Source organism: Streptomyces sp. CA-243310, from assembly GCF_050936775.1.
GTDB lineage: Bacteria > Actinomycetota > Actinomycetes > Streptomycetales > Streptomycetaceae > Streptomyces.
The window spans coordinates 2579022-2604710 of the sequence record NZ_JBNJMF010000001.1 but is presented as its reverse complement, the minus strand read 5'-3'; the positions used below and the strand labels follow the sequence as shown (position 1 = coordinate 2604710).

At 71.0% G+C, this 25689-nt stretch carries 22 protein-coding genes, 1 tRNA gene and 1 riboswitch; of the genes, 4 read left to right on the top strand and 19 right to left on the bottom strand.

Features of this window, described 5'->3' with window-relative positions:
• Window positions 1-55: 55 nt before the first annotated feature.
• The gene (locus ACQEVM_RS11800) at window positions 56-1372 is read right to left on the bottom strand and encodes a DUF5933 domain-containing protein (RefSeq protein WP_433079965.1); all 1317 of its coding nucleotides are present in this window, start codon (window positions 1370-1372) and stop codon (window positions 56-58) included.
• Window positions 1373-2000: 628 nt separating this feature from the next.
• Here ACQEVM_RS11800 and ACQEVM_RS11795 point away from each other — a divergent pair.
• Window positions 2001-2693, top strand: coding sequence for a pentapeptide repeat-containing protein (locus tag ACQEVM_RS11795; RefSeq protein ID WP_433077678.1), 693 nt, complete (start codon window positions 2001-2003; stop codon window positions 2691-2693).
• A gap of 639 nt (window positions 2694-3332) precedes the next feature.
• Here the strand turns inward: ACQEVM_RS11795 and ACQEVM_RS11790 are convergent.
• Window positions 3333-3406, bottom strand: a tRNA-Pro gene (locus tag ACQEVM_RS11790).
• Window positions 3407-3610: 204 nt separating this feature from the next.
• Between ACQEVM_RS11790 and ACQEVM_RS11785 the strand changes: the two genes are divergently transcribed.
• Together ACQEVM_RS11785 and ACQEVM_RS11780 are read left to right on the top strand one after the other, a co-directional pair.
• Complete coding sequence (locus tag ACQEVM_RS11785; RefSeq protein WP_351383328.1) at window positions 3611-4312, top strand: thiamine pyrophosphate-dependent enzyme; 702 nt, start codon at window positions 3611-3613, stop codon at window positions 4310-4312.
• A 102-nt stretch (window positions 4313-4414) separates the two neighbouring features.
• Complete coding sequence (locus ACQEVM_RS11780; RefSeq protein ID WP_433077676.1) at window positions 4415-5320, top strand: transketolase family protein; 906 nt, start codon at window positions 4415-4417, stop codon at window positions 5318-5320.
• 5 nt (window positions 5321-5325) lie between these two features.
• Here the strand turns inward: ACQEVM_RS11780 and ACQEVM_RS11775 are convergent, their stop codons facing one another.
• From ACQEVM_RS11775 to ACQEVM_RS11745, 7 genes are all read right to left on the bottom strand, one after another.
• A complete protein-coding gene (locus ACQEVM_RS11775) occupies window positions 5326-5877 on the bottom strand; it encodes a GAF domain-containing protein (RefSeq protein WP_433077674.1) in 552 nt (183 codons plus the stop codon).
• A 112-nt stretch (window positions 5878-5989) separates the two neighbouring features.
• Window positions 5990-6409 carry a DUF742 domain-containing protein gene (locus ACQEVM_RS11770; RefSeq protein WP_433077672.1) on the bottom strand — a complete coding sequence of 140 codons (420 nt, stop codon included), beginning with the start codon at window positions 6407-6409 and terminating at the stop codon, window positions 5990-5992.
• Window positions 6406-6840, bottom strand: coding sequence for a roadblock/LC7 domain-containing protein (locus ACQEVM_RS11765; RefSeq protein ID WP_433079963.1), 435 nt, complete (start codon window positions 6838-6840; stop codon window positions 6406-6408). Before ACQEVM_RS11765 ends, ACQEVM_RS11770 begins: the two co-directional genes overlap by 4 nt.
• 59 nt (window positions 6841-6899) lie before the next feature.
• Window positions 6900-8597 carry an ATP-binding protein gene (locus tag ACQEVM_RS11760; protein ID WP_433077670.1) on the bottom strand — a complete coding sequence of 566 codons (1698 nt, stop codon included), beginning with the start codon at window positions 8595-8597 and terminating at the stop codon, window positions 6900-6902.
• Between the two features lie 296 nt (window positions 8598-8893).
• A complete protein-coding gene (locus tag ACQEVM_RS11755; RefSeq protein ID WP_433077668.1) occupies window positions 8894-10108 on the bottom strand; it encodes an MBL fold metallo-hydrolase in 1215 nt (404 codons plus the stop codon).
• A gap of 199 nt (window positions 10109-10307) precedes the next feature.
• Window positions 10308-11093, bottom strand: a complete 786-nt coding sequence (locus ACQEVM_RS11750) for an SGNH/GDSL hydrolase family protein (protein ID WP_053677224.1) — start codon at window positions 11091-11093, stop codon at window positions 10308-10310.
• 163 nt (window positions 11094-11256) lie between these two features.
• Window positions 11257-12303 (bottom strand): M23 family metallopeptidase, encoded by a 1047-nt coding sequence (locus tag ACQEVM_RS11745; RefSeq protein WP_433077665.1) that lies wholly within the window; start codon window positions 12301-12303, stop codon window positions 11257-11259.
• 4 nt (window positions 12304-12307) lie between these two features.
• Window positions 12308-12494: riboswitch (cyclic di-AMP (ydaO/yuaA leader) on the bottom strand.
• A gap of 311 nt (window positions 12495-12805) precedes the next feature.
• Here ACQEVM_RS11745 and ACQEVM_RS11740 point away from each other — a divergent pair.
• Window positions 12806-13621, top strand: a complete 816-nt coding sequence (locus ACQEVM_RS11740; protein WP_433077663.1) for a tyrosine-protein phosphatase — start codon at window positions 12806-12808, stop codon at window positions 13619-13621.
• A 39-nt stretch (window positions 13622-13660) separates the two neighbouring features.
• Here ACQEVM_RS11740 and ACQEVM_RS11735 read toward each other — a convergent pair whose 3' ends face one another.
• The 10 genes from ACQEVM_RS11735 to ACQEVM_RS11690 form a co-directional block, all read right to left on the bottom strand.
• Window positions 13661-15076 carry an aspartate aminotransferase family protein gene (locus ACQEVM_RS11735; RefSeq protein ID WP_433077661.1) on the bottom strand — a complete coding sequence of 472 codons (1416 nt, stop codon included), beginning with the start codon at window positions 15074-15076 and terminating at the stop codon, window positions 13661-13663.
• Window positions 15073-16104, bottom strand: a complete 1032-nt coding sequence (gene hpnH, locus ACQEVM_RS11730) for an adenosyl-hopene transferase HpnH (protein WP_433077659.1) — start codon at window positions 16102-16104, stop codon at window positions 15073-15075. The genes ACQEVM_RS11735 and hpnH overlap by 4 nt, the downstream gene beginning before the upstream one ends.
• Window positions 16105-16109: 5 nt before the next feature.
• On the bottom strand, window positions 16110-16778 hold the full coding sequence (locus ACQEVM_RS11725; RefSeq protein WP_433077657.1) for a 1-hydroxy-2-methyl-2-butenyl 4-diphosphate reductase: 669 nt from the start codon (window positions 16776-16778) through the stop codon (window positions 16110-16112).
• Window positions 16775-18922 (bottom strand): squalene--hopene cyclase, encoded by a 2148-nt coding sequence (shc, locus tag ACQEVM_RS11720; protein WP_433077655.1) that lies wholly within the window; start codon window positions 18920-18922, stop codon window positions 16775-16777. The genes ACQEVM_RS11725 and shc overlap by 4 nt, the downstream gene beginning before the upstream one ends.
• Window positions 18923-19055: 133 nt before the next feature.
• Complete coding sequence (locus ACQEVM_RS11715; protein ID WP_371591480.1) at window positions 19056-20150, bottom strand: polyprenyl synthetase family protein; 1095 nt, start codon at window positions 20148-20150, stop codon at window positions 19056-19058.
• A 65-nt stretch (window positions 20151-20215) separates the two neighbouring features.
• Window positions 20216-21589, bottom strand: coding sequence for a hydroxysqualene dehydroxylase HpnE (gene hpnE / locus ACQEVM_RS11710; RefSeq protein ID WP_433077652.1), 1374 nt, complete (start codon window positions 21587-21589; stop codon window positions 20216-20218).
• 124 nt (window positions 21590-21713) lie between these two features.
• Entirely contained in the window at window positions 21714-22673 is a 960-nt protein-coding gene (gene hpnD, locus ACQEVM_RS11705; protein ID WP_433077650.1) for a presqualene diphosphate synthase HpnD, read from the bottom strand.
• Window positions 22670-23599, bottom strand: a complete 930-nt coding sequence (hpnC, locus tag ACQEVM_RS11700) for a squalene synthase HpnC (RefSeq protein ID WP_433079961.1) — start codon at window positions 23597-23599, stop codon at window positions 22670-22672. The genes hpnD and hpnC overlap by 4 nt, the downstream gene beginning before the upstream one ends.
• A gap of 371 nt (window positions 23600-23970) precedes the next feature.
• Entirely contained in the window at window positions 23971-24753 is a 783-nt protein-coding gene (locus tag ACQEVM_RS11695; protein WP_433077648.1) for an ABC transporter ATP-binding protein, read from the bottom strand.
• A complete protein-coding gene (locus ACQEVM_RS11690; RefSeq protein WP_433077646.1) occupies window positions 24746-25675 on the bottom strand; it encodes an ABC transporter permease in 930 nt (309 codons plus the stop codon). The genes ACQEVM_RS11695 and ACQEVM_RS11690 overlap by 8 nt, the downstream gene beginning before the upstream one ends.
• Window positions 25676-25689 lie beyond the last annotated feature (14 nt).

Here is a 25689-nt window from a genome sequence, read left to right as displayed (position 1 = left end):
GGGCACCGCGGGATCCGGACGGGCCCGGGCATCGGCGGGCCCGCCCCGAGACCCGTCAGACCAGTTCGGGCTGGGGCTCGCGTCGCTGTTCCGGAATGCGCGCCGACGGGGTCGTCCGATCCCACGACCGGGTGGTGCGCACGTAGGCGTAGACCACCGAGCCCGTCGCGAGGAGGAGCAGCGGTCCGAACACCCAGGGGTGTCCGGCCATCTCCGTCGACAGGTAGCGGTACGACACCAGGAGCGCGACGAACACCGCGCCACCGTGGGCGACCAGGAGGGCTCCGGACCGGTCCCAGCCGCGGGCGAGCGAGCGCAGCCCCGCCTCGATCGTGAGCGTGAACACGACGCCGGCGATGATGTCCGCGCCGTAGTGGTATCCGAAGCCCAGCGTGGCGCCGAGCGTCGCGATCAGCCAGAACGTGCCCGCGAACCGCAGGGCTCGCGGGGCCTTGCGGGAATGAATGAAGATCGCGGTGGCCCATGCCGTGTGCAGGCTGGGCATGCAGTTGCGGGGGGTGAACTCGTCGAAGGGCATCGCCTGCGGGACGCCCGGCGGCGGCGGGGTGTTCGGCCACAGGTCGGCCAGGGCCCACTGCCCGCCGTCGGCGCCGTAGGCGAAGATCGGCCCGACCACCGGGAAGATCATGTAGATGCCCGGCCCGAGCAGGCCGATGACCAGGAACGTGCGCACCAGGTGGTGGCTCGGGAAGCGGCGCTCGATCCGCACGTTGCGCAGTTGGTACAGGGCGACGGCGACCGCGGCGACCGCGAGCTGGATGTAGACCCAGTCGAGGACATGGGCGCCGACGGCACCGGTGGCATCGACCAGGCGACCCACGACCCACGACGGGTTGCCCAGCGCGTGATCGGCGGTCGCCACGTACTGGTCGAGGACCATCGGGCGGCTCTTGGACGTGATCAGCAGCCAGGTGTAGCCGGTCTTGCGACCGGCCACGAGCAGCAGGGCCAGCCCGACGCCCTTCAGCAGCAGGGCGCGCTCCGCGCCGGTGCGGCGCGTGACGGCGATGACGGCGCAGCCGAGGGTCACCCACAACGCGCCGTTGCCGACCATCATCTGGGCGCCGACCAGCCACCGCACGAACCAGAACACGAGGTCGATGCCGACCGCCGCGCCGACCGCGATGAACCGCTCCCGCCAGGTGAGCACCACCATCACCAGGGCCATGCTGGCGTACAGCACCGTCCCCGACTGGGGCGCGAAGATCACCTCGCGCGCCTGAACGGTGACCGGACCGGGCACGCCGTAGTGGCGCGCGGCGATCTCCAGCGCCACGAGGAAACCGAGGGCGATCACACTCACCGCGGTCCACAACAGGACCCGCGGCCGCCGCCACCCGGAGAACCCGATTCCGTCACCTCTTCGCGAAACGGATCGCGACACCCTAGATATCAATTTTCAGCCGACTTATATAAATGAAACCTGTGATCATTGTCTGCTCGAACATGTTAACGGAGCTGGTACACATCACCGATGGCAGGTGGCTCGAATGTGGCGAGCGCCTCGCCCGTCGCCCGTCATCACCCACGGCGTAACCATGGCCGCCGCACGCCGCGCCCTCGGGCGAGGTGCTGGGCCCATCAGCCGGTGAGCGCCGCCGCCACCGACCGGTGACCGTGAGTGGTGGGCGTGCGCGAGGGCCCTGCCCCGTGCCGATCACCACGCGAGGTCACCCGGCACCTCAGAGGGGCAGCGCCTGCCCCAGGCCCATCCAAGGGGTGATGTGGCAGCCCCGACCCGTTCCGGACGGCCCGCCGCTGTTTCGTGAAGCGCGGCGCTGCGACCCCGTTTTGCCCATTCGGTCCGGCACGAGACGGCAGTCATTTAACTACCGTCTTCAACCATTCCCGTCGCGTGGATAAACCAGGGAGATTCAAAGCTCGCCCCACTCGGCGCGTAGCGTTTGCGATCACTCGGGAGTAGGGGTACAGAGGAAGTGAGGCATTTTCGCCCGATCCATCGTATTGGGGATGACCTCATGCCTGTCATAGCATGGGCTCTGCTCGGATTTCTGATTCTGCTCGGCATCCTCGGCGCGACGGGTGCGGCATTTGCGTGGCGGATGGCCGTCAGGGAGCCGGAGCGCGAACCCCGGATTGAAGTGCTGGCCGGCATAGGGGGCGGGTTGATCACCGGCATCGCGATAGGGGTTTCGGCCCTCTTCCTGGACAAGCAAATCGAAGAGAGTCAGAAGTATGCGGCATGGCGCGCGAACGTTGAAATCGTCGAGGCCATGCCAGGATTCACGCCCGGCAATCGCGATATCGACGGAATCAATTTCAGCGGCAAGCTGATGCGCAACGCGGACTTCATGGGAGTCAAGGTCCGGAACGGCCGATTTCAGGATACAAACCTGGAGCGGTCTCACTTCGAGGACGCCAAAATGCAGAAAGCGAACCTACTCGGGGCCAACCTCTACGAAGCGAGCCTGATAGGCACAAACCTCGACGGGGCCGATCTGAGGAGCGCCAATCTCACCCTCGCAGCCGTCAACGGCGACAAGACCTCGTTCAAGGGAGCGAAGGTGGACGCGCACACGTGCTGGCCCGAAGGCGTTGACGAGAAGAAGCTCGCCACGGTCATCGTCGTGAATGACGGGCCCGACAAATTCCGAGGTGGCGAAAAGGCTCCCTGCTGCACTCTGTGGAAGGGAGGGGAGCGAACCAGGTGACGAGCACGAGCAGGATACGAATGGCGACCGAGTGGCGAAGGCCAGCTCGCCATCGTTGGTGATCTACCCATGGGGCCACAACCCCGGATATGGACAAGCATTCACCGGTAGCCATTCGATGCTTGGCGCCCTTACGGCAACTCCAGGAGGAAGAAATGGGACTCAGGGACCTACTCCTCGGCAAGAGGCCTCCTCCGCCAGACGTCGACAGTGCACCGGTGGAGCGAAGTCCTTTTGAAACCGTACCCAAGGCCCAGCGAAAAGCGGGACAATCACTCAAGGAGCTCTTTGGCGTGCTCCACGGGACGAGTTCGGGTCGCGTCAAAATATGCCCGACATGCAACCGCTCCATGGGTCCCGATGAAACCCATTGCCCTATCGGACACTACGTCGGGTAGGGCGCCACCCCATCCGGCCCTGACGCCGGAAATGAAGCGGGAGGTTACCCCTCTCCCCTCCCGAACGCACATGTGCGTGGCGCGCCATGCCTACGCCGCTCGAATGCGAGTCCGGACGAGATCGAGGAGCCACTCCCCGCCATGCGCCGACATGTGACGCCACCCCCAGGGAACGACAAGAGCCCTGCCTCACCGAAGTGAGACAGGGCTCCGATCTGCGACTACGAGGCGAACCCCTTAGTCGGGACGACAGGATTTGAACCTGCGACCCCTTGACCCCCAGTCAAGTGCGCTACCAAGCTGCGCCACGTCCCGATGCCCGCTGACCTGGGAGTTTCCCCTGGTTGAACTGGCACGAGAACAATACCGCACTTCGGAGGGTGGTCGCGCGCACCTTTCCCGGACCCGATCCCCGGACACTGCACGGACACCCGACAGCCGACACCCGACAGCCGGGCCCGACGGCCGCGCCGGCAGCCGCTTGACCTCAAGTCGACTTGAGGTTGCACGGTTGGACGCATGACACAGGCAACAGCGGACACCGGACTCCGCCACGAAGACCTGGGCCGGCTCATCGCCCTCATGACCGGGGCCGAGAAGCACGGGCCCGCCGCCACGTCCACGCTCGACGTGTTGTGGGTGCTCTACGACCGGGTGTTGCGGGTGGGGCCCGAATCCGCCCGGGATCCCGAGCGGGACCGCTTCCTGCTCTCCAAGGGACACGGGCCCATGGCCTACTACGCGGTGCTCGCCGCCAAGGGGTTCTTCCCCGTGGAGTGGCTGAGCGGATTCGGCTCGTACGACTCCCCGCTCGGCCACCACCCGGACCGCACCCTGATCCCCGGCGTGGAGATCGGCAGCGGTTCGCTCGGGCACGGCTTGCCGCTGGCGGTCGGCAGCGCGCTCGGGCTGCGGGCGCAGGGCTTGGACGAACAGGCGGTGTGGGTGCTGATCGGGGACGCCGAGCTCGACGAGGGCAGCAACCACGAGGCACTCGCGCACGCCGGTTCGGCCGGTCTGGACCGGCTGCACACGGTGGTGATCGACAACGACTCCGCGACCCACGGATGGCCGGGCGGGATCGCCTCCCGCTTCGAGGCGGCGGGTTGGTCGGCGGTCACCGTCGACGGACGGGACCACGAGGCGCTGCACGCGGCCTTCACACTGCCGCATCCGGGTCGACCGCACGCCGTCGTCGCCCGCGTCGAGAAGAAGTTCTGATCAGACGTCCGGGTCACCGACGTCCGGATCACCGACGTCCGAATCACCGACGTCCGGATCGGGCGTCCTGAGAGAAGCAGAAACCAAGGGGCAGGGAAGAACATGGACACCATGCGGGAACGGTTCATCGCGGTCACGTCACGGCTGCTCGACGACGATCCCCGGCTGGCACTCGTACTCGCCGAGATCACCATGGACGGATTCCGTCCGGCCCAGGCACGTCACCCGGACCGGGTCCTCAACGTGGGGATCCGTGAGCAGTTGCTCGTGGGCGTCGGCGGGGGCCTGGCCCTCACCGGCATGCGACCGATCATGCACACCTTCGCGAGCTTCCTCGTGGAGCGGCCGTTCGAGCAGGTCAAGTTGGACTTCGGCCATCAGGACACCGGTGGTGTGCTGGTCAGCGCGAGTGCGAGCTACGACTGGCCCGCCGGCGGCTTCACCCACATGTCGCCGGGCGACGTCGCCCTGATGGACACCCTCGAAGGCTGGACGATCCACGTGCCCGGCCATCCCGACGAGGCCGAGGAACTCCTGCGCCACGCCTACGCCGCCGGCGACGACCGGGTCTACGTCCGCCTCTCCGCACAGCAGAACCACCGCCCGCGCCCCTTCGCCGGCCTGGGCTTCCAGACGGTCCGGCAGGGCCGCGGCGGCGTGGTGCTCGCCGTCGGACCGCTGTTGGACAACGTGCTGGCCGCGACGCGGGACATGGACGTCACGGTCCTCTACGCGACGACCGTGCGCCCCTTCGACGACGCGGCGCTGCGCGCGGCCGTCGGCTCCGGTCCGGCCGACGTCGTACTCGTCGAGCCGTACCTGGCCGGCACGTCCACGGCCGCCGCCAACGACGCCCTCGCCGACCTCCCCCACCGCGTCCTCGGCCTCGGCGTCTCGCGGGCCGAACTCCGCCGCTACGGCACGATCGACGAACACACCGCGGCCCACGGGCTGGATCCCGCCGGACTGCGGCAGCGCATCTCGGCCTTCCTGGACCCCCGCGCCTGAGGCCGTCAGCCTGGGCCCTGTCGGTCCTCGCGCGTGTGCACCAGGTCGACCAGTTCCGCCGCGAGGCCCTTCAGCGTCGCCAGTCCCTCCAGTCCCCAGCCTCTCGGCACCAGGTCCACGGCGCACACCGTGCCCAGGACGAACCCCCGACGGTCCGTCAGCGGGGCTCCCAGGTAGGACCGCACGCCGCTGCCGTCCACGACGGCGTTCCCGGCGAAGCGCGCGAAGTCCCGGACGTCCTCCAGGGCCAGCGCCCGCCGCCGGACGACCACGTGGGGGCAGTAGCCGTGGTCCCGGGGCAGGGAGCGCGCCGGATAGCCGCGCCGCGGGGCGTCGGGCCGGTGGTGCAGTCCTCCGAAGAACTGCCGCTCCTCCCCCATGAAGTTGACGCCCGCGTAGGGCGTCTCCAGTGTCTCGGCGACGCGTTGCGCGAAGGCGTCCAGTTCCGGGTCCGCCCTTTCCCCCAGGCCCAGTTCGCGCAGGCGCGGGGTGCGCGCGGGCGCTTCCCGATCCACGGGGGTGAGGAGCAGCCGGCGGGTCGATGCGTTCAGGGTCATGCGGTTCCCCCGGATCCGAGAGCGTGAGGGGTGGGGCGGCGCGGGCGGCGCTGCCCGCGCCGGCCCCGCCCGTGACCGCCTGGCGGCGGAGCGGGCGGGGCCGGGGCGGTCGTCACAGGCACCGGTGCAGGCCTTCGAGGACCGCCCGCAGCAGGGTCTGGTCGTCGGCGATCAGTGCGGCGCCGCCCAGGTGTCGCGGCGCCTGCGCCGTGACGGCCCCGTGTTCGAGGAGGTCGCCGAGCAGTACCTTCACCACCGCCGTCGGGAGCCGCAGGTGTCCCGCCAGCTCGGCGACCGTGACGGCCGCCACGCCCGCGCACAGGCGCAGGACGAGGGTGTGTTCGGGTCCGAGCGGCGCACGCGGGCGTACGCCGGTCGCCGTCACCAGCGAGAGCAGATCGAGTGCGACGGCCGGTCGGGTCCGCCCGCCGCTCGCGGTGTACGGGCGCGTCACCCGACCCGCCGTGTCGTCGAGCCACGGGGTGTCCCGTCCCGCGCCGATGGTGCGCGTCCCCCCGATGCGGGTCCTCATCGCTCCGCGTCGGCGGCGACGGGCCGCCTCGGCGGCGCCGACAGGTACGGACGGACGCTCTTGACCATCATCGCCATCTCGTAGCCGAGGACCCCGGCGTCGGCCTCCCCGTCCGCGAGGACCGCCAGACAGGTTCCGGAGCCGGCCGCCGACACGAAGACGAGGGCCGTGTCCAGTTCGACCACCACCTGCCGGACCTCCGCGCCGCCCGCGAACCGGGCACCGGCCCCGCGCCCGAGGGAGTAGAGCCCGCAGGCCAGCGCCGCCATGTGGTCGGCGTCGTCGGCGTCCAGTCCGTACGCGCAGGTGACGAGTCCGTCCGCGGTGAGCAGGACGGCGCCGCGGGTGTACGGCACCCGCTGGACCAGCCCGCTGAGCAGCCAGTCGAGATCGGAGAGCCTGACTGTCTTCGTCGCCGCTTCGCCGCCCATGGGGGTGTGCTCCTTGCCGAGGTGTGGGGTGGGGGTGGTGCGAGGGGTGGGGATCGCGGTCATGAGGGCCCCTCCGATCGGGCGAGACCGAAGCCCCGCTGGAAGGCCGCCATCAGCCCGGGGTCGTGAACGGGTGGTTCGGCATCCGGCGCACGATCGGGTCCGGCGGCCCCGCCGGGCTCGGGGACGGGATGGGGGCGGGCGTGACGTCGGGGCAGTGGTGGCGGATCCGTGTCCGCACCGACCCCGGGCCCACCGGCCGGGACGACGGTGCCGAGGACCACCCCGGCGGCCTCCGCCGCGTACCCGGGCGGGGACGGGTCCCACGTCGACGCGGCCGGACGCGGGCCGACCGGCTCGGGCCCGTGGCCCTCGGACGTGTACCCCTCGGACCCGTGGCCCTCGAACGAGAGGTGCTCGGTGCCGTGCCCCTCGGACGGGCGCACCTGGGCGGACACCCGTACGGGCGCCAGGGTCGGCATCGGCATCGGGTCCATGTCGCCGGACCCCCACGAGCCGGCCCGGGAGCCACCCCCCAGCACGTCGGCGACGCTCGGGGCCTCCGCGCCCAACAGTTCCTGCGGCAACACGAGCACGGCGAGCACCCCGCCGTAGATGTTGGACTTGAGCTCGACGGCGATCCCGTGCCGCCGGGCCAGCGCCGCGACCACGAACAGGCCGATCCGACCATCCGCCAGCAGGTGCCGGACGTTGACCTGGTCGGGATTGCCCAGCAGGGCGTTCATCCGGTGCTGTTCCTCGACCGGCATGCCCAGCCCCCGGTCCTCCACCTCGACCGCGACCCCGGCGGTCACGCGCTCGGCGCGCACCGTCACGTCGGTGTCGGGGGCGGAGAAGACGGTGGCGTTCTCGACGAGTTCGGCCAGCAGGTGCACCACGTCGGCGACGGCGTGCCCCCGGACGGTGCCGCCCGCCGGGGGCACCACCTTCACCCGCGTGTACTGCTCGACCTCCGCGACGGAGGAGCGCAGCACCTCGCCGAGATCGATGGGGCGGGTCCACTGGCGCCGGGAGGGGGCGCCGCCGAGCACGGCGAGGTTCTCGGCGTGACGGCGGATCCGGGTGGCGAGGTGATCGACGTGGAAGAGCTCCTTGAGGAGGTCGGGGTCCTCGACGGTGTCCTCCAGGCCGTCGAGGAGGGCGATCTCTCGGTGCACCAGGGACTGGAGGCGGCGCGCGAGGTTGACGAAGACCTCGACCTTGCGGTCGCTGTCGGACGGGGTGACCGGGCCGGCCAGCCGGACGAGGGTCTTGTGCGCCTGTTCCCGGGCGCCCCGGAGTTCCTGGGAGAGCAGCCAGAACTCGTCCACTCCCGCCGGATCGGTGTGCGGCGGCGGCCCGTTCGGTCCGCCGCGTACCGGGCGGCCCGCGGCCTCGCCCCGTTCCAGCCGTTCGGCGGCCGTCCGCAGTTCCTCCCGGCCGCGCACGCTGGAGCGGCGCAGGGCCTCGCACCGGTCGCGGACGGCTTTCGCCGCGCGTTGCCCGCCCAGGAGCGCCGCGGCGAGGGCGCCGAGCACGAGCAGGGCGCAGCCGCCGAGCACCGGCCACAGGCGTGCGTCCCGGTCGCCGGCGCCTCCGCCGAGCTGGAGCGTGAAGATCACCGCGGCCGCGCCGCTGAGTCCTGCGGCGAGAGTGGGCAGGACGGTGGCGCGGAGCATCTGGGGGCGTATCTGCCGGCCGGGACCGGTGGCGGCGTGTCTCGACGGGGAGTGGCGGGCGGCGCGGAGTGCGGACATCGGCGTCCTCGGTACGTGGGGCCCGGGCCCCACGTACCGAGGCCCGGCGTTGATCACCGGATACCCACGCTAGACCGCACTCTCCCGCCCGGGACCGTCAGTCGGGAACTTGGCGGGGGTGCTTCCCGCTTGCGACGGAGCGCTCGTACGACAGCCCGAATCCGCCGGGAGCGCGTACGGCCGGGCAGGTGCGGGCGTACGCCGTCCCAGCGCGCGCCCGCGCTCCCGGCGAGGACCGGAGCCGCCCCCGGGGCCCCGAGCCCCTTCGTGACCCGGGGCCCCGGGTCGCGAAGGGGCTACGACCCGACGGCCTCCGACTCCTCCCGGCCGGTGACGGCCGGGGCCGACGCGGTCCTTACGGGGGCCGCCGGCGCGGCCGTCGCCGTACGGGCGGGGACGGGTTCGGCGGCGACGAAGGGCCGCCACCACGGTTCGACCGGCGCGTCGGAGGAGCCCGGTTCGAACGGCTGGCCCGGCACCGGCAGGGCGATGGCGGAGCCGGTCTCCCGGGAGGCGGTCACCGTGCCCTCGCCGGGTTCGTCCCAGGGGTGCAGGGCCAGGTTGAACGTGCCCCAGTGGATGGGCAGCATCGTGCCGTGCGGGATGCCGCCCTGGAGGTCCAGGTGGGCCTGCATGCCCTCCTGCGGCGTCATGTGGATCTCGCTCCAGTATTCGGAGTACGCGCCGATCTGGATCATCGTGGCGTCGAAGGGACCGTACGTCGCGCCGATCTCCTTGAAGCCGGGGAAGTAGCCGGTGTCACCGCTGTGGTAGATCCGGTGCCGCTCCCCCGCGACGACCCAGGAGGCCCACAGGGTGAACTGCTGGTTGCGCAGCCCCCGACCGCAGAAGTGCCGGGCCGGGGTGGCCGTCAGCGAGAGCCCGGCGACCTCGGTGGTCTCGTTCCAGTCGAGTTCGCGGATCCGGTCGGCGGGGACCCCCCAGCGCTCCAGGTGGGCACCGACGCCCAGCGGGACGGCGAAGACGATGTCCCGACCGGCCAGGGCCTTGATCGTCGGGAGGTCGAGGTGGTCGTAGTGGTCGTGCGAGATCACGACCACGTCCACCTCGCCCAGGGAGGCCAGCGGTACGGGCACCGGGTGCAGCCGCTTGGGTCCGGCGAAGGGGAAGGGGGAGCACCGCTCGCCCCACACCGGGTCGAAGAGCACCCTGCGGCCGTCGATCTCGGCGAGCACGCTGGAGTGCCCCATCCAGGTCAGGCGCAACCCGCTGACCGGCGGCTTCGCCAGTTCGGCGAGGGTCGTGGGATACACCGGGATGGCGCCCGAGGGGCTGCGCCTGACCCGCTGTTCCTTGTGGAAGTAGATCTTGGCGAACTCCGCCATCGAGCCGGAGGGCCTGGTCCGGGCGCCGACCGGGTTCTGGAAGACGCCGTCGGCGAAGTTCGGCGAGCGGCGGATCCGCTCCAGGCGCGCGCCTGACGGATCCGCGCCGAAGGCTTCGGGCCGCAGGGCACGCAGCCGGGGACGCAGGGGACGGGAGCCGGTCAAGGCGCCTCCAGGGTGGATCGGGGCGGGACGGTCGTACGTCTACGACCATCCCAACGCACACCGGCCCCGAAGGATTCCTCGCGGCACCGACCGACTCCCCGGGCCCGCCGTCCCGCGACCCGGCCGGCGGATCCCCCTGGGTCCTGAACGCCTGCCCCGAGGGCTCGGCCTGCGGGCTCGGGTCCTGCCGCCTCGGGTCCTACAGGGGCAGCAGGTCGGGGCGCTTGGCCTCGACGTGGTCCCCGGAGGACTCGCCGCGCAGCCTTCGGCCGATCCAGGGGACCAGGTGCTCGCGCGCCCACTGGATGTTGTCCCGGGTCACGTCCACCGATCCGCGCGGTCGCTCCGGCGGCCACGGCTGGTCCGGGTCGGTCGGCACGTCCAGGCCGAGCACCTGCGCGGCGCGCAGCGCGACGCGGGTGTGGCCCTCGGGCGAGAGGTGCAGTCGGTCTCCGTCCCAGGCCCGTCGGTCCTGTACGGACTTCAGGGACCACAGGTCGAGGACCGGGCAGTCGTACTTGTCCGCCACGGCGCGCACGTGTGCGTTGTACGTGGCGATCTTGCCCCGCATGTACCGCAGGACCGGTACGCCCCGGGTGTCGAATCCGGTCGTGATCATGACCTGCCCGACGGAGCCCACGAGATCGGCCACGGCCGCCTCGAACCGCTCCGCCGTCGCGTCCGGGTCGCTGCCCGGCCGGATGATGTCGTTGCCGCCCGCGCAGAAGGTGACCAGGTCCGGCGCGAGGGCCTTGGCCCTGGGTACCTGGTCGGCCACGATCTGGTCGAGGAGCTTTCCGCGCACGGCCAGGTTGGCGTACCGGAAATCGTGTTCTTCGCGCCGATCGGCCAGGAGTACGGCCAGCCGGTCCGCCCAGCCGAGATGTGAATCCCCGGGTCCCGGGTCCCCCACGCCCTCGGTGAAGCTGTCCCCGATCGCCGCGTACGAGCCGATGGTCTTGAGTGTCGTCTTCGTCGCTGCCACAGTTCGACATCCTTCACCCCCGCGGCCGACCTACGCCAACGTAATGAGGGGTTGACGGACCGTGATCTATCCCACCATGCATACGCGGAATAAGAATCGCGTGAGGCCGGGCCCCTCCTCGGGTCCCGGCCTCACGCGTGTCCGTGCTCCTGCGAGCGGTGCGTCAGATGCTGACGCCCTTCGAGCGGAGGTAGGCCAGCGGGTCGACGTCCGAGCCGTAGGACGGGCCGGTGCGGATCTCGAAGTGGAGGTGCGGGCCGGAGGAGTTGCCGGTGGAGCCGGAGAGCCCGATCCGCTGTCCGGGCGTGACGCTCTGGCCGGTCGAGACGGACAGCGAGGACATGTGGCCGTACTGCGAGTACTTGCCGTCCGCGTGCCGGATCACGACCTCGTTGCCGTACGCGCCGCCCCATCCGGCGGAGACCACGGTGCCCGCGCCGACGGCCTTGACGGTGGTGCCGGAGCTCGCGATGAAGTCGACGCCGGTGTGGTAACCGGAGGACCACATGGCGCCGGAGGCACGGTACTGGGTGGAGATCCCGCCGCCGACCGGGGCGACGAAACCGGTGCCCGTACCGGCGCTCGCGGAGGTGTCGCCGGAGGTTTCACCGCCCTGACCGCCGGAGGCCGCGGGCCGCTTGGCGGGGGCCTTGGTGGCGGAGTCGTCGTCGGAGCCGGCCTGAGCGGCGCCGGAGGACCGCTCGGGCGACTTCGGAGCGGGGGTGGCGGCCTTGCCGGAGCGCGACTGCGACTGCGACGGGCGGGCCGGGGCGGGGGCCGACTCGGTGGCGGGTGCGGCCGAGCCGAGGGTCAGCCTCAGGCCGGGGTGGATCATCGAGGGGTCGGAACCGACGGCCTGCCGGTTGTCGGCGTACAGCCGCTCCCAGCCGCCGGAGAGCCGGCGGTCGGCGGCGATCTTCGAGAGGTAGTCGCCCGACACGACGGTGTAGACGGTCGGGGCGGCCTTCGCGGCGACGGGAGCGGCCTGGGTGGCCTGGACGGACACCGGGGACTGCGGGACCGACACGGGCGCCGCGTCCGGGGCCGACACGGGCGCGGCGACGGGGGCCGCCGCGGGAGCGCCGGCCGCGTGGGCGCCGGCGGCTCCGATCAGCGGCAGGGCGAGAGCCGCACCACCGGTTCCCGCGACGGCGAACCCGCGGGACAGGGAACTGGTCTTCGGACGGCGGTGCTTACCCTTTGCGGGCATGGCGGATTCCTCTCCGACGCCTGCGAGGTGAGCTGTCGGGTTCGGACTGGAGATGTCCGGCCGCGCATCGGCGTCGGTGACGACGGCCGAGGTGCGGCTTCACCCCTAGCCGTCCCGGAGACGAGGCCCGGAACGGCGGCTTACCTGGTTCCCCCGCTCCTGCCGCGCGCGTGAATAGTCGGGTGGGGTTCCCGGGCGGCGGCAGGATTAGGCGGTCCACCCGGATCGATCGCGAAGGTAATCGAGTCCTGCCGCGCACAACAAGCCATGAATTTCCTGACGGAATCCCAGACATGGGGGGACGACGGAATTCCCGTCACCCTCTGTCCATTCCGAGTCATCAACAACCCTCGCCACATGGCAATTCGGGATTCGTGATCAGGCACGCACGGTCACCGTATGATCTGGCTCACGGAGCCTGGCGCGATCTCGCCTCCGCTGATGGCAAGTTGTTCCCAAGTAGTGTAATTCGGACACCTCACGACGACGCGGAGGAACCCTCTTGACCCGGCAGATACCCCGAACCCCGTCCACGGCGCCCGAACTGTCCGGAGTGCGCAACTTCCGTGACGTGGGCGGGATGACGACCGCCGACGGACGGAGGGTCAGGACAGGACGACTCTTCCGAAGCGGACATCTCGCACATGCCACCGAAACCGACGCACAGTTCCTCGTATCGCTCGGGCTGCACACGGTCTTCGACTTCCGCAACGACGCCGATCACGCGCTGGAAGGGCAGGACGTGGAACTGCCCGGCGTCCGGAACGTGAACATCCCCCTCTCGGATCCCGCCGACGGTCGGGAGTTCTGGACGATGGTCCGCGACGGCGACCTCGACCGGCTGCGTGCCGTACTGGGTGACGGAAAGGCCTCCGCCCGGATGGAGAACTCCTACCGCGGCATCATCCGGAACCGGACCGTCGAACACGGTCGGGTCGTCCGCTCCCTCGCCGAGGAGAGCCTCCCCGCCCTGATGCACTGCGCGGCGGGCAAGGACCGGGCCGGCCTGTCGATCGCCGTCACCCTGCTCGCGCTCGGGGTGGAACGCGAGGTGATCGTGGCGGACTACCTGGAGTCGAACGCCCCGCACAACCGCTACCGGGTCCGCCGCGGCAGCGACGCCCCCGAGGCCCGCTCGCCCGAGGTCATGGCCCTGCTCGCCCCGCTCTTCGACGCCCGCGCCGAGTACCTGGGCGCCGCGTTCGAGGTCGTCGACGAGACCTGGGGCGGGGTGGACGGCTACCTGACGGAGGGTCTCGGGCTGACGCCCGAGACCCTCGACCGGCTGCGGGACCGGCTCCTCGAGGAAGCGGTCTGATTCCGTCGACGGTGGACACCGCCGGGTGGAAGCAGGCCTTCAGCGGTTGCCGACGGCCTGCTTCACCAGCGTCCGACCGAACTCCCACATCAGCCCGCCCCCGCCGTGCGCCTCGTCCATGACCTCGCGGAAGGCGCCGACGAACCGGTCGACGTCCCGCTCGTCCACGATCAGCGGCGGAATGAGCTTGATGACCTCCAGGTGATCCCCGGAGACCTGGGTGAGGATCCGGTGCTTCTGGAGCAGCGGTACCACGACCATCTGCGCGAAGAGCCCCTTGCGGGCCGCCTGGAGCATCGTCCAGCGGCTGCGCAGCCCCAGCGAGGACGGTCGGCCGAACTCGATGCCGATCATCAGGCCGCGACCGCGCACCTCGTGCAGCAGCTCGTACTCGTCCACGAGCGCGGCGAGCCGCCCGCGCAGCAGGTCGCCCGTCGATCGCGCACGGGCCACCAGCGCCTCGTCGTCCATGACCGAGAGCACCGCCAGTCCGGCCGCCATCGCCTGTGCGTTGGATCCGAAGCTGGCGGAGTGCACCAGGACCCGGTCCATCGAGGAGTAGACCTTCTTGAAGATCCAGTCCTTGCCGAGGGTGGCGCCCACGGGCACGTACCCCCCGGAGAGGGCCTTGGCGACGCACACCAGGTCCGGTTCCACGCCGGGTTCGTGCTGATAGGCGTAGAAGTCACCGGTACGTCCGAGGCCGGTCTGCACCTCGTCCGCGATCAGCAGCGCCTTGTGCCGGTGCAGCAGTTCCTGCGCGGCGAGCAGGAACCCGGGCGGGGCGGCCAGCACGCCCTTGCCCTGGATCGGTTCGACGACGAGCGCGGCCACGTCGCCGCGCCGCAACTCGCGCTCCAGGGCTCCCAGGTCTCCCAGCGCGATCTTCGTGTCGGGCAGCAGCGGGGCGAAGCCGTCCCGGAAGCCGTCCTCCCCGTTGACCGAGAGCGACCCGGTGGTGAGGCCGTGGAAGGCGTGGTCGCAGTAGAGGACCCTGGGACGCCCGGTGGCGTACCGGGCGAACTTCAGGGCCGTCTCCACCGCCTCGGTGCCGCTGTTGCCGAAGAAGACCCGGTCCAGGTGCGGACTGTACGACAGCAGTTTCTCCGCGAGCAGTCCGGGCAGCGGCTGGCAGTCGAAGCGGGTGAGGTCGGCGAGCTGCGCGTCCAGGACGTCGTGCAGGGCCCGCCGGACCACGGGGTGGTGGCGGCCCAGTCCCATCACCCCGAAGCCGGCGAGCATGTCCAGGTAGTCGTTGCCCTCGGCGTCGAAGAAGTGGGCTCCCTCGGCCCGCTCGTAGACCTTGTCGAAGCCGATGGTGCGCAGCATCCGGGGCAACTGGTGGTTGAGGTGGCGGCTGTGCAGCTCGTACCGCTCTCCCCCGCGTTCGGCCAGCAGGGCGCCGAGGTCGAAGCCCTTGCCCCGGCCGCCCTCCCCCACGTGGCCGGCGCTCATGCCGACGTGCCCCGGTTGCCGCCGATGGTCTCCCGGGCCGCGCGCAGGGACTCCTTGAGGGAGCCCATGGTGGCGAGGACGGCGGTGGGTTCGTAGCCGCAGTGCGCCATGCAGTTGGCGCAGCGCGGGTCCTTGCCCCGGCCGTACTTGCTCCAGTCGGTGTCCTCGATCAGCTCCCGGTACGTGGGGACGTATCCGTCGCTCATCAGGTAGCAGGGGCGCTGCCAACCGAAGAGCGAGTAATTCGGAATGGCCCACGCGGTGCAGGGGAAATCGGCCTTGCCTTCCAGGAAGTCCAGGAAGAGCGGTGAGTGGTTGAGTCGCCAGCGACGCCGATTGCCGCCCGCGAAGGCCTTCCTGAAGAGTTCGCGGGTCTGTTCCACTCCGAGGAAGTGTTCCTGGTCGGGCGCCTTTTCGTACGCGTAGGCGGGCGAGATCATCATCTCGTCCACCTCCAGGTCGTCATTGAGGTAGTTCAACACCTCGATGATGGTCTGGGGGGTGTCGGTGTTGAAGAACGTGGAGTTCGTGGTGACCCGGAATCCACGCTTCTTCGCCTCCTTGATGGCCGCCACGGCCTCGTCGAAGACGCCTTCCTTGGCCACCGACTCGTCGTGCCGTTCGCGCAGGCCGTCGATGTGCACGGCGAACGCGAAATAGGGGGACGGGGTGAACTTCTCGATCTTCTTGCGGAGGAGCATCGCGTTGGTGCAGAGGAAGACGTACTTCCTCTTGGCCACCAATTGACGGACGATCTCGTCGATCTGCGGGTGCATCAAGGGCTCGCCACCGGCGATGGAGACCATGGGCGCCCCGGACTCCAGGACGGCGCCCACCGCCTGGGCGACCGGCATGCGCTGCTTGAGGACGCCGGCCGGGTGCTGGATCTTCCCGCACCCCTCGCAGGCCAGGTTGCAGGCGTAGAGCGGCTCCAGTTCGACGATCAAAGGGAACTTCTCGACCTTGCGGAGCTTCTGTTCGAGAAGATAGGTCCCGACCCTGATGGACTGTCGCAACGGCATGGCCATCTGGCTCACCTCCTGGGGAGCGGCAAAGAACGGTGCCAGTCATGAAACGCGGGCAGTACGGCGCGCAACACACGGAAAGCCGATATTCCTCCGCGCACCGTGCCGATACGGACGAGCTCGTGCTCCGGAGCGTCCACGATCACCCGGACGGCCGCAACCGGGCGGTTCGCGCCGGGTTCCGCGGCGGGTCCGCCGACGGCGGTCCACAGCGTGGCCGCGGATTCCATGTCGACCGCGACGGCGCCGGTGGCGCGCAGGTGCGCGCGCTCCTGGCCGCGGACCACGTGGTCGGATCCGGTCAACGCGCCGAGGTGCACGGTCCGGCCGGGTACGGCCCGGGCCAGTGCCTCGGCGAGCAGGGCGGTGCCGTCGCAGGCGACGGTGCCGCGGGGGTCCCGGGTCTCCTCGGCGACGACGAGGTCGCCCGGGTTCATGCCGGGTACCAGGCCGGCGCAGAAGCCGGTGGCGAGCACGGCGGCCCGCTCCATCCCCGGGGTGGTGAGCGCCCGGCCGACGGCGGCGTCGGCGGCGCGCGGGCCCATGCCGGTCCGCAGGACGGTGTGCGGGGGGGCCGAGCCGCGGTCGCCGCCGCCGCGCAGGGCCAGGCGTTCGATGCGCAGGGCGCAGGCGATCAGCAGCGCGGGATCGGCCCGGGGCGACCGGGCCGCGGTCATCGGGCCTCCCGCGCGAGGGCCCCGGTCGATCGGCCCGACCAACCGTCGGGGCCGAAGGGTTCGCCGTACAGGTAGCGTCCGAGGGCGGTGAGCGGGAAGACCTGCCGGTACAGGTGGTAGTTGATGGAGAAGTCCCAGGGGAAGCCGGTGCCGGTGAAGTACGGCTCGTCCCAGGAGCCGTCCTCCTCCTGAGTCCGGACCAGGTAGGCGATGCCCCGCTCCACGGCCGCGCCGTCGCGTTCGCCGGCCGACAGCAGCGCCATGAGCGCCCAGGCGGTCTGGGAGGGAGTGGAGGCGCCCTTCCCGGCCCATGACGGGTCGTGGTAGGACCGCTGGTCCTCGCCCCAGCCGCCGTCCTCGTTCTGTACGGTCTCCAGCCAGCCCGCCGCCCGCCTGATCGCGGGGTGCGAGAGGGGCATCCCGGCGGCCGTCAGGGCGGGTACCACCGATCCGGTGCCGTACACGTAGTTGGTGCCCCAGCGGCCGAACCACCCTCCCTCCGGCTCCTGTTCGGCCAGCAGCCAGGCGATTCCGCGAAGGGTCCGCGGCTCGGCGGACCTCCCCTCGACGGCGAGCATCTCCACGACGTGGGCCGTGACGTCGGCCGACGGGGGGTCGATCACCTCGCCGAAGTCGCAGAAGGGCAACTTGTTCGGGTACGGGCTGGTGTTGTCGGCGTCGAAGGCGCCCCAGGCCCCGTTGCGGGACTGCATGCCGAGCGTCCAGGCCACTCCCCGGGCGATGGCGGCCTCGACGCGCTCGGGTTCGGGGTGGCGGATCCGGCGCAGGGCCAGGACCACCTCGGCCGTGTCGTCGATGTCGGGGTAGTTGTCGTTGTGGAACTCGAACGCCCAGCCGCCGGGGGCGAGTCCGGGGCGTCGGACCGCCCAGTCACCGGTCCGGGTGATCTCCTCGCCGAGCATCCAGTCGGCCGCCTTGACGAGGGCCGGATGGTCGGGTGCGACGCCCGCGTCGGCCAGCGCGATGGCGGCGAGGCAGGTGTCCCAGACAGGTGACTGGCAGGCCTCGATCATCCTGGCGCCGTCCTCGCGCCACACGGCGAACCGGTCGAGGGACTCCAGCCCCGCCCGCATCACCGGGTGCCGGAGGTCGTGGCCGAGCAGGTGCAGGGCGATCACGGAGTACACGGCGGGCGGCTGGATGCCGCCCCAACAGCCGTCGCTCTCCTGACGGTCGAGGATCCACCGGCCCGCGGCGGCCATCGCCGCCTCGCGCAACCGGCGCGGTGCGAAGCGCCGGTAGACGTGCAGGGCCTTGTCCATCCGCTGGAACAGCCCGTCCCAACTCGCCAACGGGGCGAGCTTCACAGCGGGGAAGGGCGCCCGCGGATCGGCGTGCAGTTCGTCCAACGCGAACGGCGCCGGGCTCACCGGCCGCAGTGCGGAGACCACGGTGAGCGGAACGATGGTCTGGCGGGCCCAGCAGCCGAAGTCGTAGATGTTCAGCGGCATCCAGGACGGGAGGAAGACCAGCTCCGGAGGGAGTTCGGGGAGGTGGTCCCAGCTCCACCAGCCGAAGAGCGCCAGCCAGATCCGGGTGAAGACCCGGGCGGCCGCGATGCCTCCGTGGCCCCGGATCCAGGCGGAGGCGCGGGCCATGTGCGGGGCGTCCGGGTCGTCCCCCGCGAGGCGCAGGGCCACGTACGCCTCGATGGTGGCGGAGAGGTCGGACGGGCCCCCGTGGAAGGTGGCCCAGGTGCCGTCGCTCTCCTGTTCGCCGCGGATGAAGAGGGCCGCGGCCCGGGTGGTGGCCTCGTCCCGGATGCCGAGGAACTGCCGTAGCAGCAGGTCCTCCGCGTCCATGGTGACGTTGGTCTCCAGGTCGCCCTTCCACCAGCCGGCCGGGTCCTGGCGGCCCAGCAGGTGGTGGACGGCGCGCGCCACGGCCTCCCGGGCGTCCTCGGCCCCACCCGGCTTCGGGGACCCGGTCGTTGGCGCGGATCCGGTCGAGGTCGCGGATCCGGTCGGTGTCGGGCCGGGGTGTGTCCCGGGGCCCGGCCGTTCCCGGACCCCGGCCGGTGCAGGGCCAGGCGGCCCCGTGGTGGCGGCCGCGGTGTGCGTCGCGGTGCCGTGGTCCGGTTCGGTGCCGCGGAAACCCGCACCACCGTCGGTCGTCGCTGTCATGGCTTCCCCTTACGTTGCAGTGTCCTCTGCTGTGCTGGGGTCTGCCGTCGGCCGGTGCGCGCCCGGGCGTGATGCCCGTCAGACGGCGGCGCCGGCCGGCGACTCGCGATTCATATCCACGTACGGGTGGCGATCACCTCTTGCGCACGACGACGAAGTCGGCGAGGGCGACGAGCTGTTCGCGCACCCGCTGCGGCATGTCGACGTCATCGAGCGCGCGGATGGCGATCGTGTGCTGGCGGCGCGCCTCCTCGGCGGTCCACTCTCGGCCGCCGGCGGCGTCGATCAGGGCGGCGCGCGCCGCGAACTCCTCCTCCGAGAAGTTCTCGAAGTCGTTGCTCTTGGCGTCGGCGGCGAGCAGCTCGCCGAGTTCCTCGGCCGCCGGACCACCGGCCGCGAGGGCGGCGACGACCGGCAGGGACTTCTTGCGCTGGCGCAGGTCGCTCCACGTCTGCTTGCCGGTGGTCTCCGGGTCTCCCCAGATGCCGAGCAGGTCGTCGACGGCCTGGAAGGCGAGGCCGAGGTGGTAGCCGTACTCCTCCAGCTTGTCGGCGGTGCGGTCGTCCGCGCCGCCGAGCACCGCGCCGATCGACACCGCGCAGGCGAGCAGGGCGCCGGTCTTGTTGCCCTCCATCTCCAGGCACTCCTCGACGCTGACGCGCTCGCGGTGCTCGTACGAGATGTCCTGGGCCTGGCCGTCGATGAGCTTGCGGCTGGCTGTGGTCAGCCGGCGGGTGGCGCGCCCGGCCTCGACGGTGCCCAGTTCCAGCAGGACCTCGTTGGCGAGGGCGAAGAGGGCATCGCCGACCAGGATCGCGAGGGCCGGGCCGTGCACCTTCCACACGGTGTCGCGGTGGCGGCGCTGCTCGTCGCCGTCCATCAGGTCGTCGTGCAGCAGCGAGAAGTTGTGGACGAGTTCGACGGCCACGGCTCCCGGGACGCCCACCTCGGGCGCGGCGCCCGCGGCCTCCGCGGAGAGCAGGGCGAGGGCGGGGCGGATCGCCTTGCCCCCGTCGCCGTCCGCCGGGTTGCCGTGTGCGTCGATCCAGCCGAAGTGGTAGGCGGCGACGGTGTCCATGGGCGATGCGAGCCGTTCCACGGCGGCGCGGAGCACGGGCGTGGACAGTGCGCGGCCACGCTCCAGCAGGGCGACGGTGTCCGCCTTCTCCCCACCGGCCGTGCCCACACTGGCATCCGCGTTCTCGACAGCCGGATTCCCCGGGTTCACTGGCTCTCCTCTGGTTCCTGTACGTGTACGTGCTGCGCGCGCTGCGGCGGTGGTGTCGATGCTCGTCATACCGCCTCCCGCAGCGGGTGTTCACGCCGGCGGTCGAGACCGGCGAGCGCGGCGTGTGCCGCGGCCAGTCCGCTTCGGACGGCGCTCTCCATGGTCGCGGGCCAACCGGTGGCGGTCCACGCACCGGCGAGAAAGAGTCCCGGCGTGTCGGTCCGGGCACCGGGTCGCAGTCGGCCGACTCCGGGGGTGGGGGCGAAGGTCGCGGTCCGCTCCCGGGTGATGAAGAAGTCCCGTACCTTCGCACCGCGTGCGGCGGGCAGCAGTCGCTCCAACTCGGGCAGGTACTTGGCCCGCAGGACCGAGACGGGTTCGTCGATGTCGTCCTGGGCCACCGACTGGGACAGGGCGAGGTACTGGCCGCCGTCGGTGAGCCCGGAGGCGTCGGTGCGGTCGAAGACCCATTGGACCGGGGTGCCGAGTGCGGCGAAGAAGGGCTGCCTGAGGACCTTGCGGTCGTAGACGACGTGGACGTTGAGGATGGGGGCCGTGGCGATGTCGAGGAGCTTGTCCGGGTCGGCGAGGGCGCCGGGCGGCAACAGCGCGTGTGCCTCGCGTTGGGGGACGGCCAGGACCACGGTGTCCGCGTCGAGCGATTCGCTCTCGGTGTCGACCCGCCAACTGCCGGACTCCAGCCGCGACAGGCAGGTGACGCGGGTCCGCAGCTCGGTGCGCACGCCGGCCGCGTCGAGCGCCTTGCGGGCGAGGACGTCGTGGAGGTCGCCGAGCGGGACGTGGGCCCAGCCGATGTCGGCGGCGCCGTTCTCGGACAGCAGGCCGGTCTTGAAGACCTTGGCGGCCAGCCCCAACGAGGACTGGTCGGCGGTGGCGTTGAGGGTGGCGATGCCGACGAGGTCCCACAACGCCTCGATGGTGCGCGGGGATTGGCCGTGGCGGCCGAGCCAGGTCGCGAAGTCCACGCCGTCGAGCGCCGGGTCGGCGGGGTCGAGGCGGCGCAGCGCGAGGGCGGCGCGTCCGACGCTCGCCCGTTCGGCGAGGGTGAGGTGCGGGTAGCGGGCCAGGGAGGAGGCCAGGTGCAGGGGCACGGGCAGGGCGCTGCGGCGCAGCCGGCCCAGGCGCGGTCCCCGGGGGTGCGCCACGTCCAGTACGGGGACGTCGAGCCGGTTCTGGAGGGGGGCGAGGGCGGCGCCGTCGACGCGGTCGAGGAACCACCGGTAGGCGGTGCAGCAACGCAGGTAGACGTGCTGGCCGTTGTCCACGGTCAGCTCGCCGCGCTTGAAGGAGAAGGCGAGTCCGCCGAGTCGGGGGCGGCTTTCCAGGAGGGTCACCCGCATGCCGGCGTCGGCGAGTTCGAGGGCGGTGGTGACACCGGCCAGGCCTCCGCCGACGACCACCGCGTGGTTGGCGGTCATGCGTCCTCCTCGTCGACCTTCGGGTCCCCATTGGTCCGGTCCATTACCTCGTCAGACGCCCCGGCGAGCGGCGGGGTTGCCCCGGTCCGGGCGTCGCGGTCGCGGTCGAGGGTGGCCCGCGCCGTCAAAACCGCCTCCTGGTGCTCTGCCGGGAGATGGTCCGGGCGTCGAGGCCGGAGAGGCCGCGCACGGCGACGTACGCCTTCTCGTGCGTGGGCAGCGAGACGCGTCCGCGCAGCACGGCGTCGGGTTCGCGCTCGATGCGGTCGAGGAGGCGGCGGTAGATGCCGGCCATGGCGGCGACGCAGGCACCGCTGCGCCGGTCGAGCATGGGCAGCAGTCGGTAGCCCTCGACGAACAGGGCGCGGGCGCGCCGGACTTCGTGGTGGACGAGGCCGGCGAAGTCGGCGCCGGCCGACATCCGCTCGCTGCGGAAGCCCTCGGAGCAGCCGAACTTGGCGAGGTCCTCGGCCGGAAGGTAGGTGCGTCCGTTGCCGGCGTCCTCGCGAACGTCCCTGAGGATGTTGGTGAGTTGCAGGGCGAGGCCGAGGGTGTCGGCGTACTCGCCGGCCCGCTCGGCGTCGTGCGCGCCGGGGGCGGTGCCGAACACACCGAGGGAGAGGCGCCCGATGGCACCCGCGACGCAGCGGCAGTAGACCTTGAGGTCGTCCCAGGTCTCGTAGCTCTCACCGCGCACGTCCATCAGGACGCCGTCGATGAGTTCGTCGAGTCCGCCCAGGGGGATCGGGAAGCGGCGCGCGGCGTGGGCGAGGGCGACGGCGACGGGGTCGGTGTCGTCCTCGTCGATCTCCTCGGCGCGGATCCGGCCCAGGAGGGCGCGGGTCTCCTCCAACCGGACGAACTTGACGTCGGGCGCCAGCGTGCCGTCGCCGATGTCGTCGACGCGGCGCGAGAACGCGTAGAGCGCGGACATCGCCTGCCGCTTGTCGTTGGGCAGCAGCCTGATGCCGTACGCGAAGTTGCGGGCCTGCGAGCCGGTGACGGCCTCGCAGTAGCCGTAGGCGGCCTGGACCGGCGCGGACGGTGTGGACGCGTGTGTGGGGCCCTCCACGTTGGGGCTCACCCCTTTCTCGGCGCTGTGCGCAGGACGGCGGCCACCTCGCGGAGCAGGCCGCTCCCGGTGGGCTTGGGCGGGCCGGGAAGTACGTCGAAACCGGCGTCGGTGACGGCTCGCAGGGCGGCGCGCCCGCCCCCCACGAACCCCGCGAGCAGTAGTCGGAGCCTGCCGTGGACGCTACCCACGAGAGGGATGCCTTCATTCAGGAGGTCCCGGGCGCGCACGGTTTCGAATGCGATGAGGGAGCGTACGGACGCTCTCGCGGTCGGGGCCTTGAGGTCGACCTCGGACACGTGGAAGCGGCGCATGTCCTGCGCCGGGAGGTAGATCCGGTCGCGGCCGAGGTCCTCGGCGACGTCCTGGAGGTGCTCGGCGATCTGGAGTGCGGTGCAGACGGCGTCGGAGCGTCGGATCCGCTCGGGGGTCGCCGTCCCGGTGAGGGCGAGCACGAGGCGGCCGACGGGGTTCGCGGACAGCTCGCAGTAGGCGAGGAGGTCCTCGTACGTCTCGTAGCGGGCGACCCGCTGGTCCTGACGGTTGGCCTCGATCAGACCGAGGAAGGGCTCGGGGGTGAGGTCGTGTGCACGGACCACGGGCCGCAGGGCCCGCAACAGGGGGTGCCGCGGGGAGCCGTCGGCGCCCGCGAAGACGCGCTTCAGGTCGGCCTCGAAGGCGTCCAGCATGGCGAGCCGGTCGTCCGAGGCCTCCGGGTCGAGGCCGAGCAGGACGGCGTCGTGGCCACCGGGGGCGAGGTCGCCGTCGCCGATGTCGTCGACGAGCCGGGCGTAGCCGTACACCGCCGTCAGCCCGTCGCGCCAGGCGCGGGGCAGGAAGACGGGGGCGACGGGGAAGTTCTCCGTCCGGGCCTTGTCGAGGGTGAGGCTCGTGTGGGCGTCGGACGTCGCGGGGACCGGGTGCCGTCGACCACGGATACCGTGCCCGGGGCTCACCGCCCGCCGCCCGGGGCGGGGACGGCCACAGTGTTTGGGGGCCGGAGAATTCCCGTAGCCATTGCCGTCACATCTCCCGTTCTACACTGCCGACCCAAGGCATCCTATTTCGGACACGCCGCCGGACTTTACCCGGGGTACCCCCGGCCATTCGACTGTGGGGAAACGTCCCCTCTTGATGTGATGGAGAACTGCCCCAGCTTACGCTGTACAACGTCGCGAAGGCCTATCGGGTATTCGCTTCGCGAGCGAATGTCGGAGGGCGGAGATAATCACCGTCACACCAAGGCCCCCGCCGCACGGAGCGGCAGGGGCCTGAAGTATTACCGGGCAATGACAGGCGCCTCGTCCTGTCAGTGACTGGTGGCCTTCTCATATGCCGAGACGACTTCCTCGGTGGGCCCGTCCATCAGCAGCTCACCCTTCTCCAACCACAGCACGCGGTCGCAGGTGTCCCGGATGGACTTGTTGTTGTGACTCACCAGGAACACCGTTCCGGCCGTCTCGCGCAGCTCGCGAATACGGGCTTCCGAGCGGACCTGGAACTTGCGGTCACCGGTCGCCAGCGCCTCGTCGATCATCAGGACGTCGTGGTCCTTGGCCGCGGCGATGGAGAAACGCAGGCGCGCCGCCATGCCCGAGGAGTACGTGCGCATCGGCAGGGAGATGAAGTCGCCCTTCTCGTTGATGCCCGAGAAGTCGACGATGTCGTCGTAGCGCTCCCTGATCTGCTCGCGCGTCATGCCCATCGCCAGACCGCCGAGGACGACGTTGCGCTCGCCGGTCAGGTCGTTCATGAGTGCGGCGTTGACGCCCAGCAGCGAGGGCTGGCCGTCCGTGTAGACCTTGCCGGACTCGCAGGGCAGCAGCCCCGCGATGGCGCGCAGCAGGGTGGACTTGCCGGAACCGTTGGAGCCGATGACCCCGATGGCCTCGCCGCGGTACGCGGTGAAGGAGACGCCGCGCACGGCGTGGACCCGGCGCACGCCCGGGGAGTCGCCCTTGCCCCGGCGGACTATCTTGCTCAGCGCCGCCGTGGCGCTGCCCCTGCCGGAGCTGCCGGTGTTGACCCGGTAGACGATGTGGACGTCGTCGGCGATGACGGTGGGGACGTGCCCCTTCTTGATCTCAGCCACGGCCGTAACGCTCCTCAGCCTTCCAGAAGTACACGAAGCCGCCGATGCCGATGAGGACGGCCCAGCCGACCGCGAAGCCCCAGACGTGCGGCGGCAGGTTTTCCGGTCCGTAGCCGTCGATCAGCGCGAAGCGGATCAGGTCCATGTAGATGGCCGCGGGGTTCCACTGGAGGACGTCCGCGATCCAGGCCGGCTTGTCCTTCAGCATCTCGTTGATCGAGAACATGACACCCGAGGCGTACATCCACGTGCGCGTGATGAACGGCATCAGCTGCGCGAGGTCGGGGGTCTTGGACCCCATCCGCGCGAAGACCAGTGCCAGCCCGGTGTTGAAGACGAACTGCAGCGCCAGCGCCGGGATGACCAGCAGCCACGACAACTGCGGGTAGTTGCCGAAGGCCACCGCGACGATGACCACCACGATCATCGAGTACATCAGCTGCTGGAGCTGCTGCATCGAGAAGGAGATGGGGAGCGAGGCGCGCGGGAAGTGCAGGGCGCGGACCAGCCCGAGGTTGCCGGGGATCGCGCGGACGCCCGCCATCACCGAGTTCTGGGTGAAGGTGAAGACGAAGATGCCCATCACCAGGAAGGGGATGTAGACGCCCTTCTCCATGCCCCGGCCCGCGTTCAGGATCAGGCCGAAGATCAGGTAGTAGACCAGGGCGTTCAGCAGCGGGGTCGCCACCTGCCAGATCTGCCCGAGCTTCGCCTGGCTGTACTGCGCCACCAGCTTGGCCCGGGAGAAGGCCATGATGAAGTGACGTCGGCCCCAGAGCTGCCGCACGTACTCGCCCAGGCCGGGCCGGGCGCCGCTGACGGACAGGCCGTACTTCCCGGCGAGCTCCGCGGGGGCGAGCCCCGCGTCTTCGGACGGCGGCTTGCTCGTGGCGAGGGCGCCGTCGTGGGTTGTGTCACTCACAAGTTGAAACTTTC

Coding starts and splice junctions, on each gene's coding strand:
- ACQEVM_RS11735 (WP_433077661.1), bottom strand. CDS start 15,076: ATGAGCGCCGGCCACGTGGGGGAGGGCGGCCGGGGCAAGGGCTTCGAC.
- ACQEVM_RS11770 (WP_433077672.1), bottom strand. CDS start 6,409: ATGAGGACCCGCATCGGGGGGACGCGCACCATCGGCGCGGGACGGGAC.
- ACQEVM_RS11795 (WP_433077678.1), top strand. CDS start 2,001: ATGCCTGTCATAGCATGGGCTCTGCTCGGATTTCTGATTCTGCTCGGC.
- shc (WP_433077655.1), bottom strand. CDS start 18,922: ATGACAGCGACGACCGACGGTGGTGCGGGTTTCCGCGGCACCGAACCG.
- ACQEVM_RS11745 (WP_433077665.1), bottom strand. CDS start 12,303: ATGCCCGCAAAGGGTAAGCACCGCCGTCCGAAGACCAGTTCCCTGTCC.
- ACQEVM_RS11775 (WP_433077674.1), bottom strand. CDS start 5,877: ATGACCCTGAACGCATCGACCCGCCGGCTGCTCCTCACCCCCGTGGAT.
- ACQEVM_RS11725 (WP_433077657.1), bottom strand. CDS start 16,778: ATGACCGCGGCCCGGTCGCCCCGGGCCGATCCCGCGCTGCTGATCGCC.
- ACQEVM_RS11765 (WP_433079963.1), bottom strand. CDS start 6,840: ATGGGCGGCGAAGCGGCGACGAAGACAGTCAGGCTCTCCGATCTCGAC.
- ACQEVM_RS11780 (WP_433077676.1), top strand. CDS start 4,415: ATGGACACCATGCGGGAACGGTTCATCGCGGTCACGTCACGGCTGCTC.
- ACQEVM_RS11760 (WP_433077670.1), bottom strand. CDS start 8,597: ATGTCCGCACTCCGCGCCGCCCGCCACTCCCCGTCGAGACACGCCGCC.
- ACQEVM_RS11785 (WP_351383328.1), top strand. CDS start 3,611: ATGACACAGGCAACAGCGGACACCGGACTCCGCCACGAAGACCTGGGC.
- hpnH (WP_433077659.1), bottom strand. CDS start 16,104: ATGGCCATGCCGTTGCGACAGTCCATCAGGGTCGGGACCTATCTTCTC.
- hpnE (WP_433077652.1), bottom strand. CDS start 21,589: ATGACCGCCAACCACGCGGTGGTCGTCGGCGGAGGCCTGGCCGGTGTC.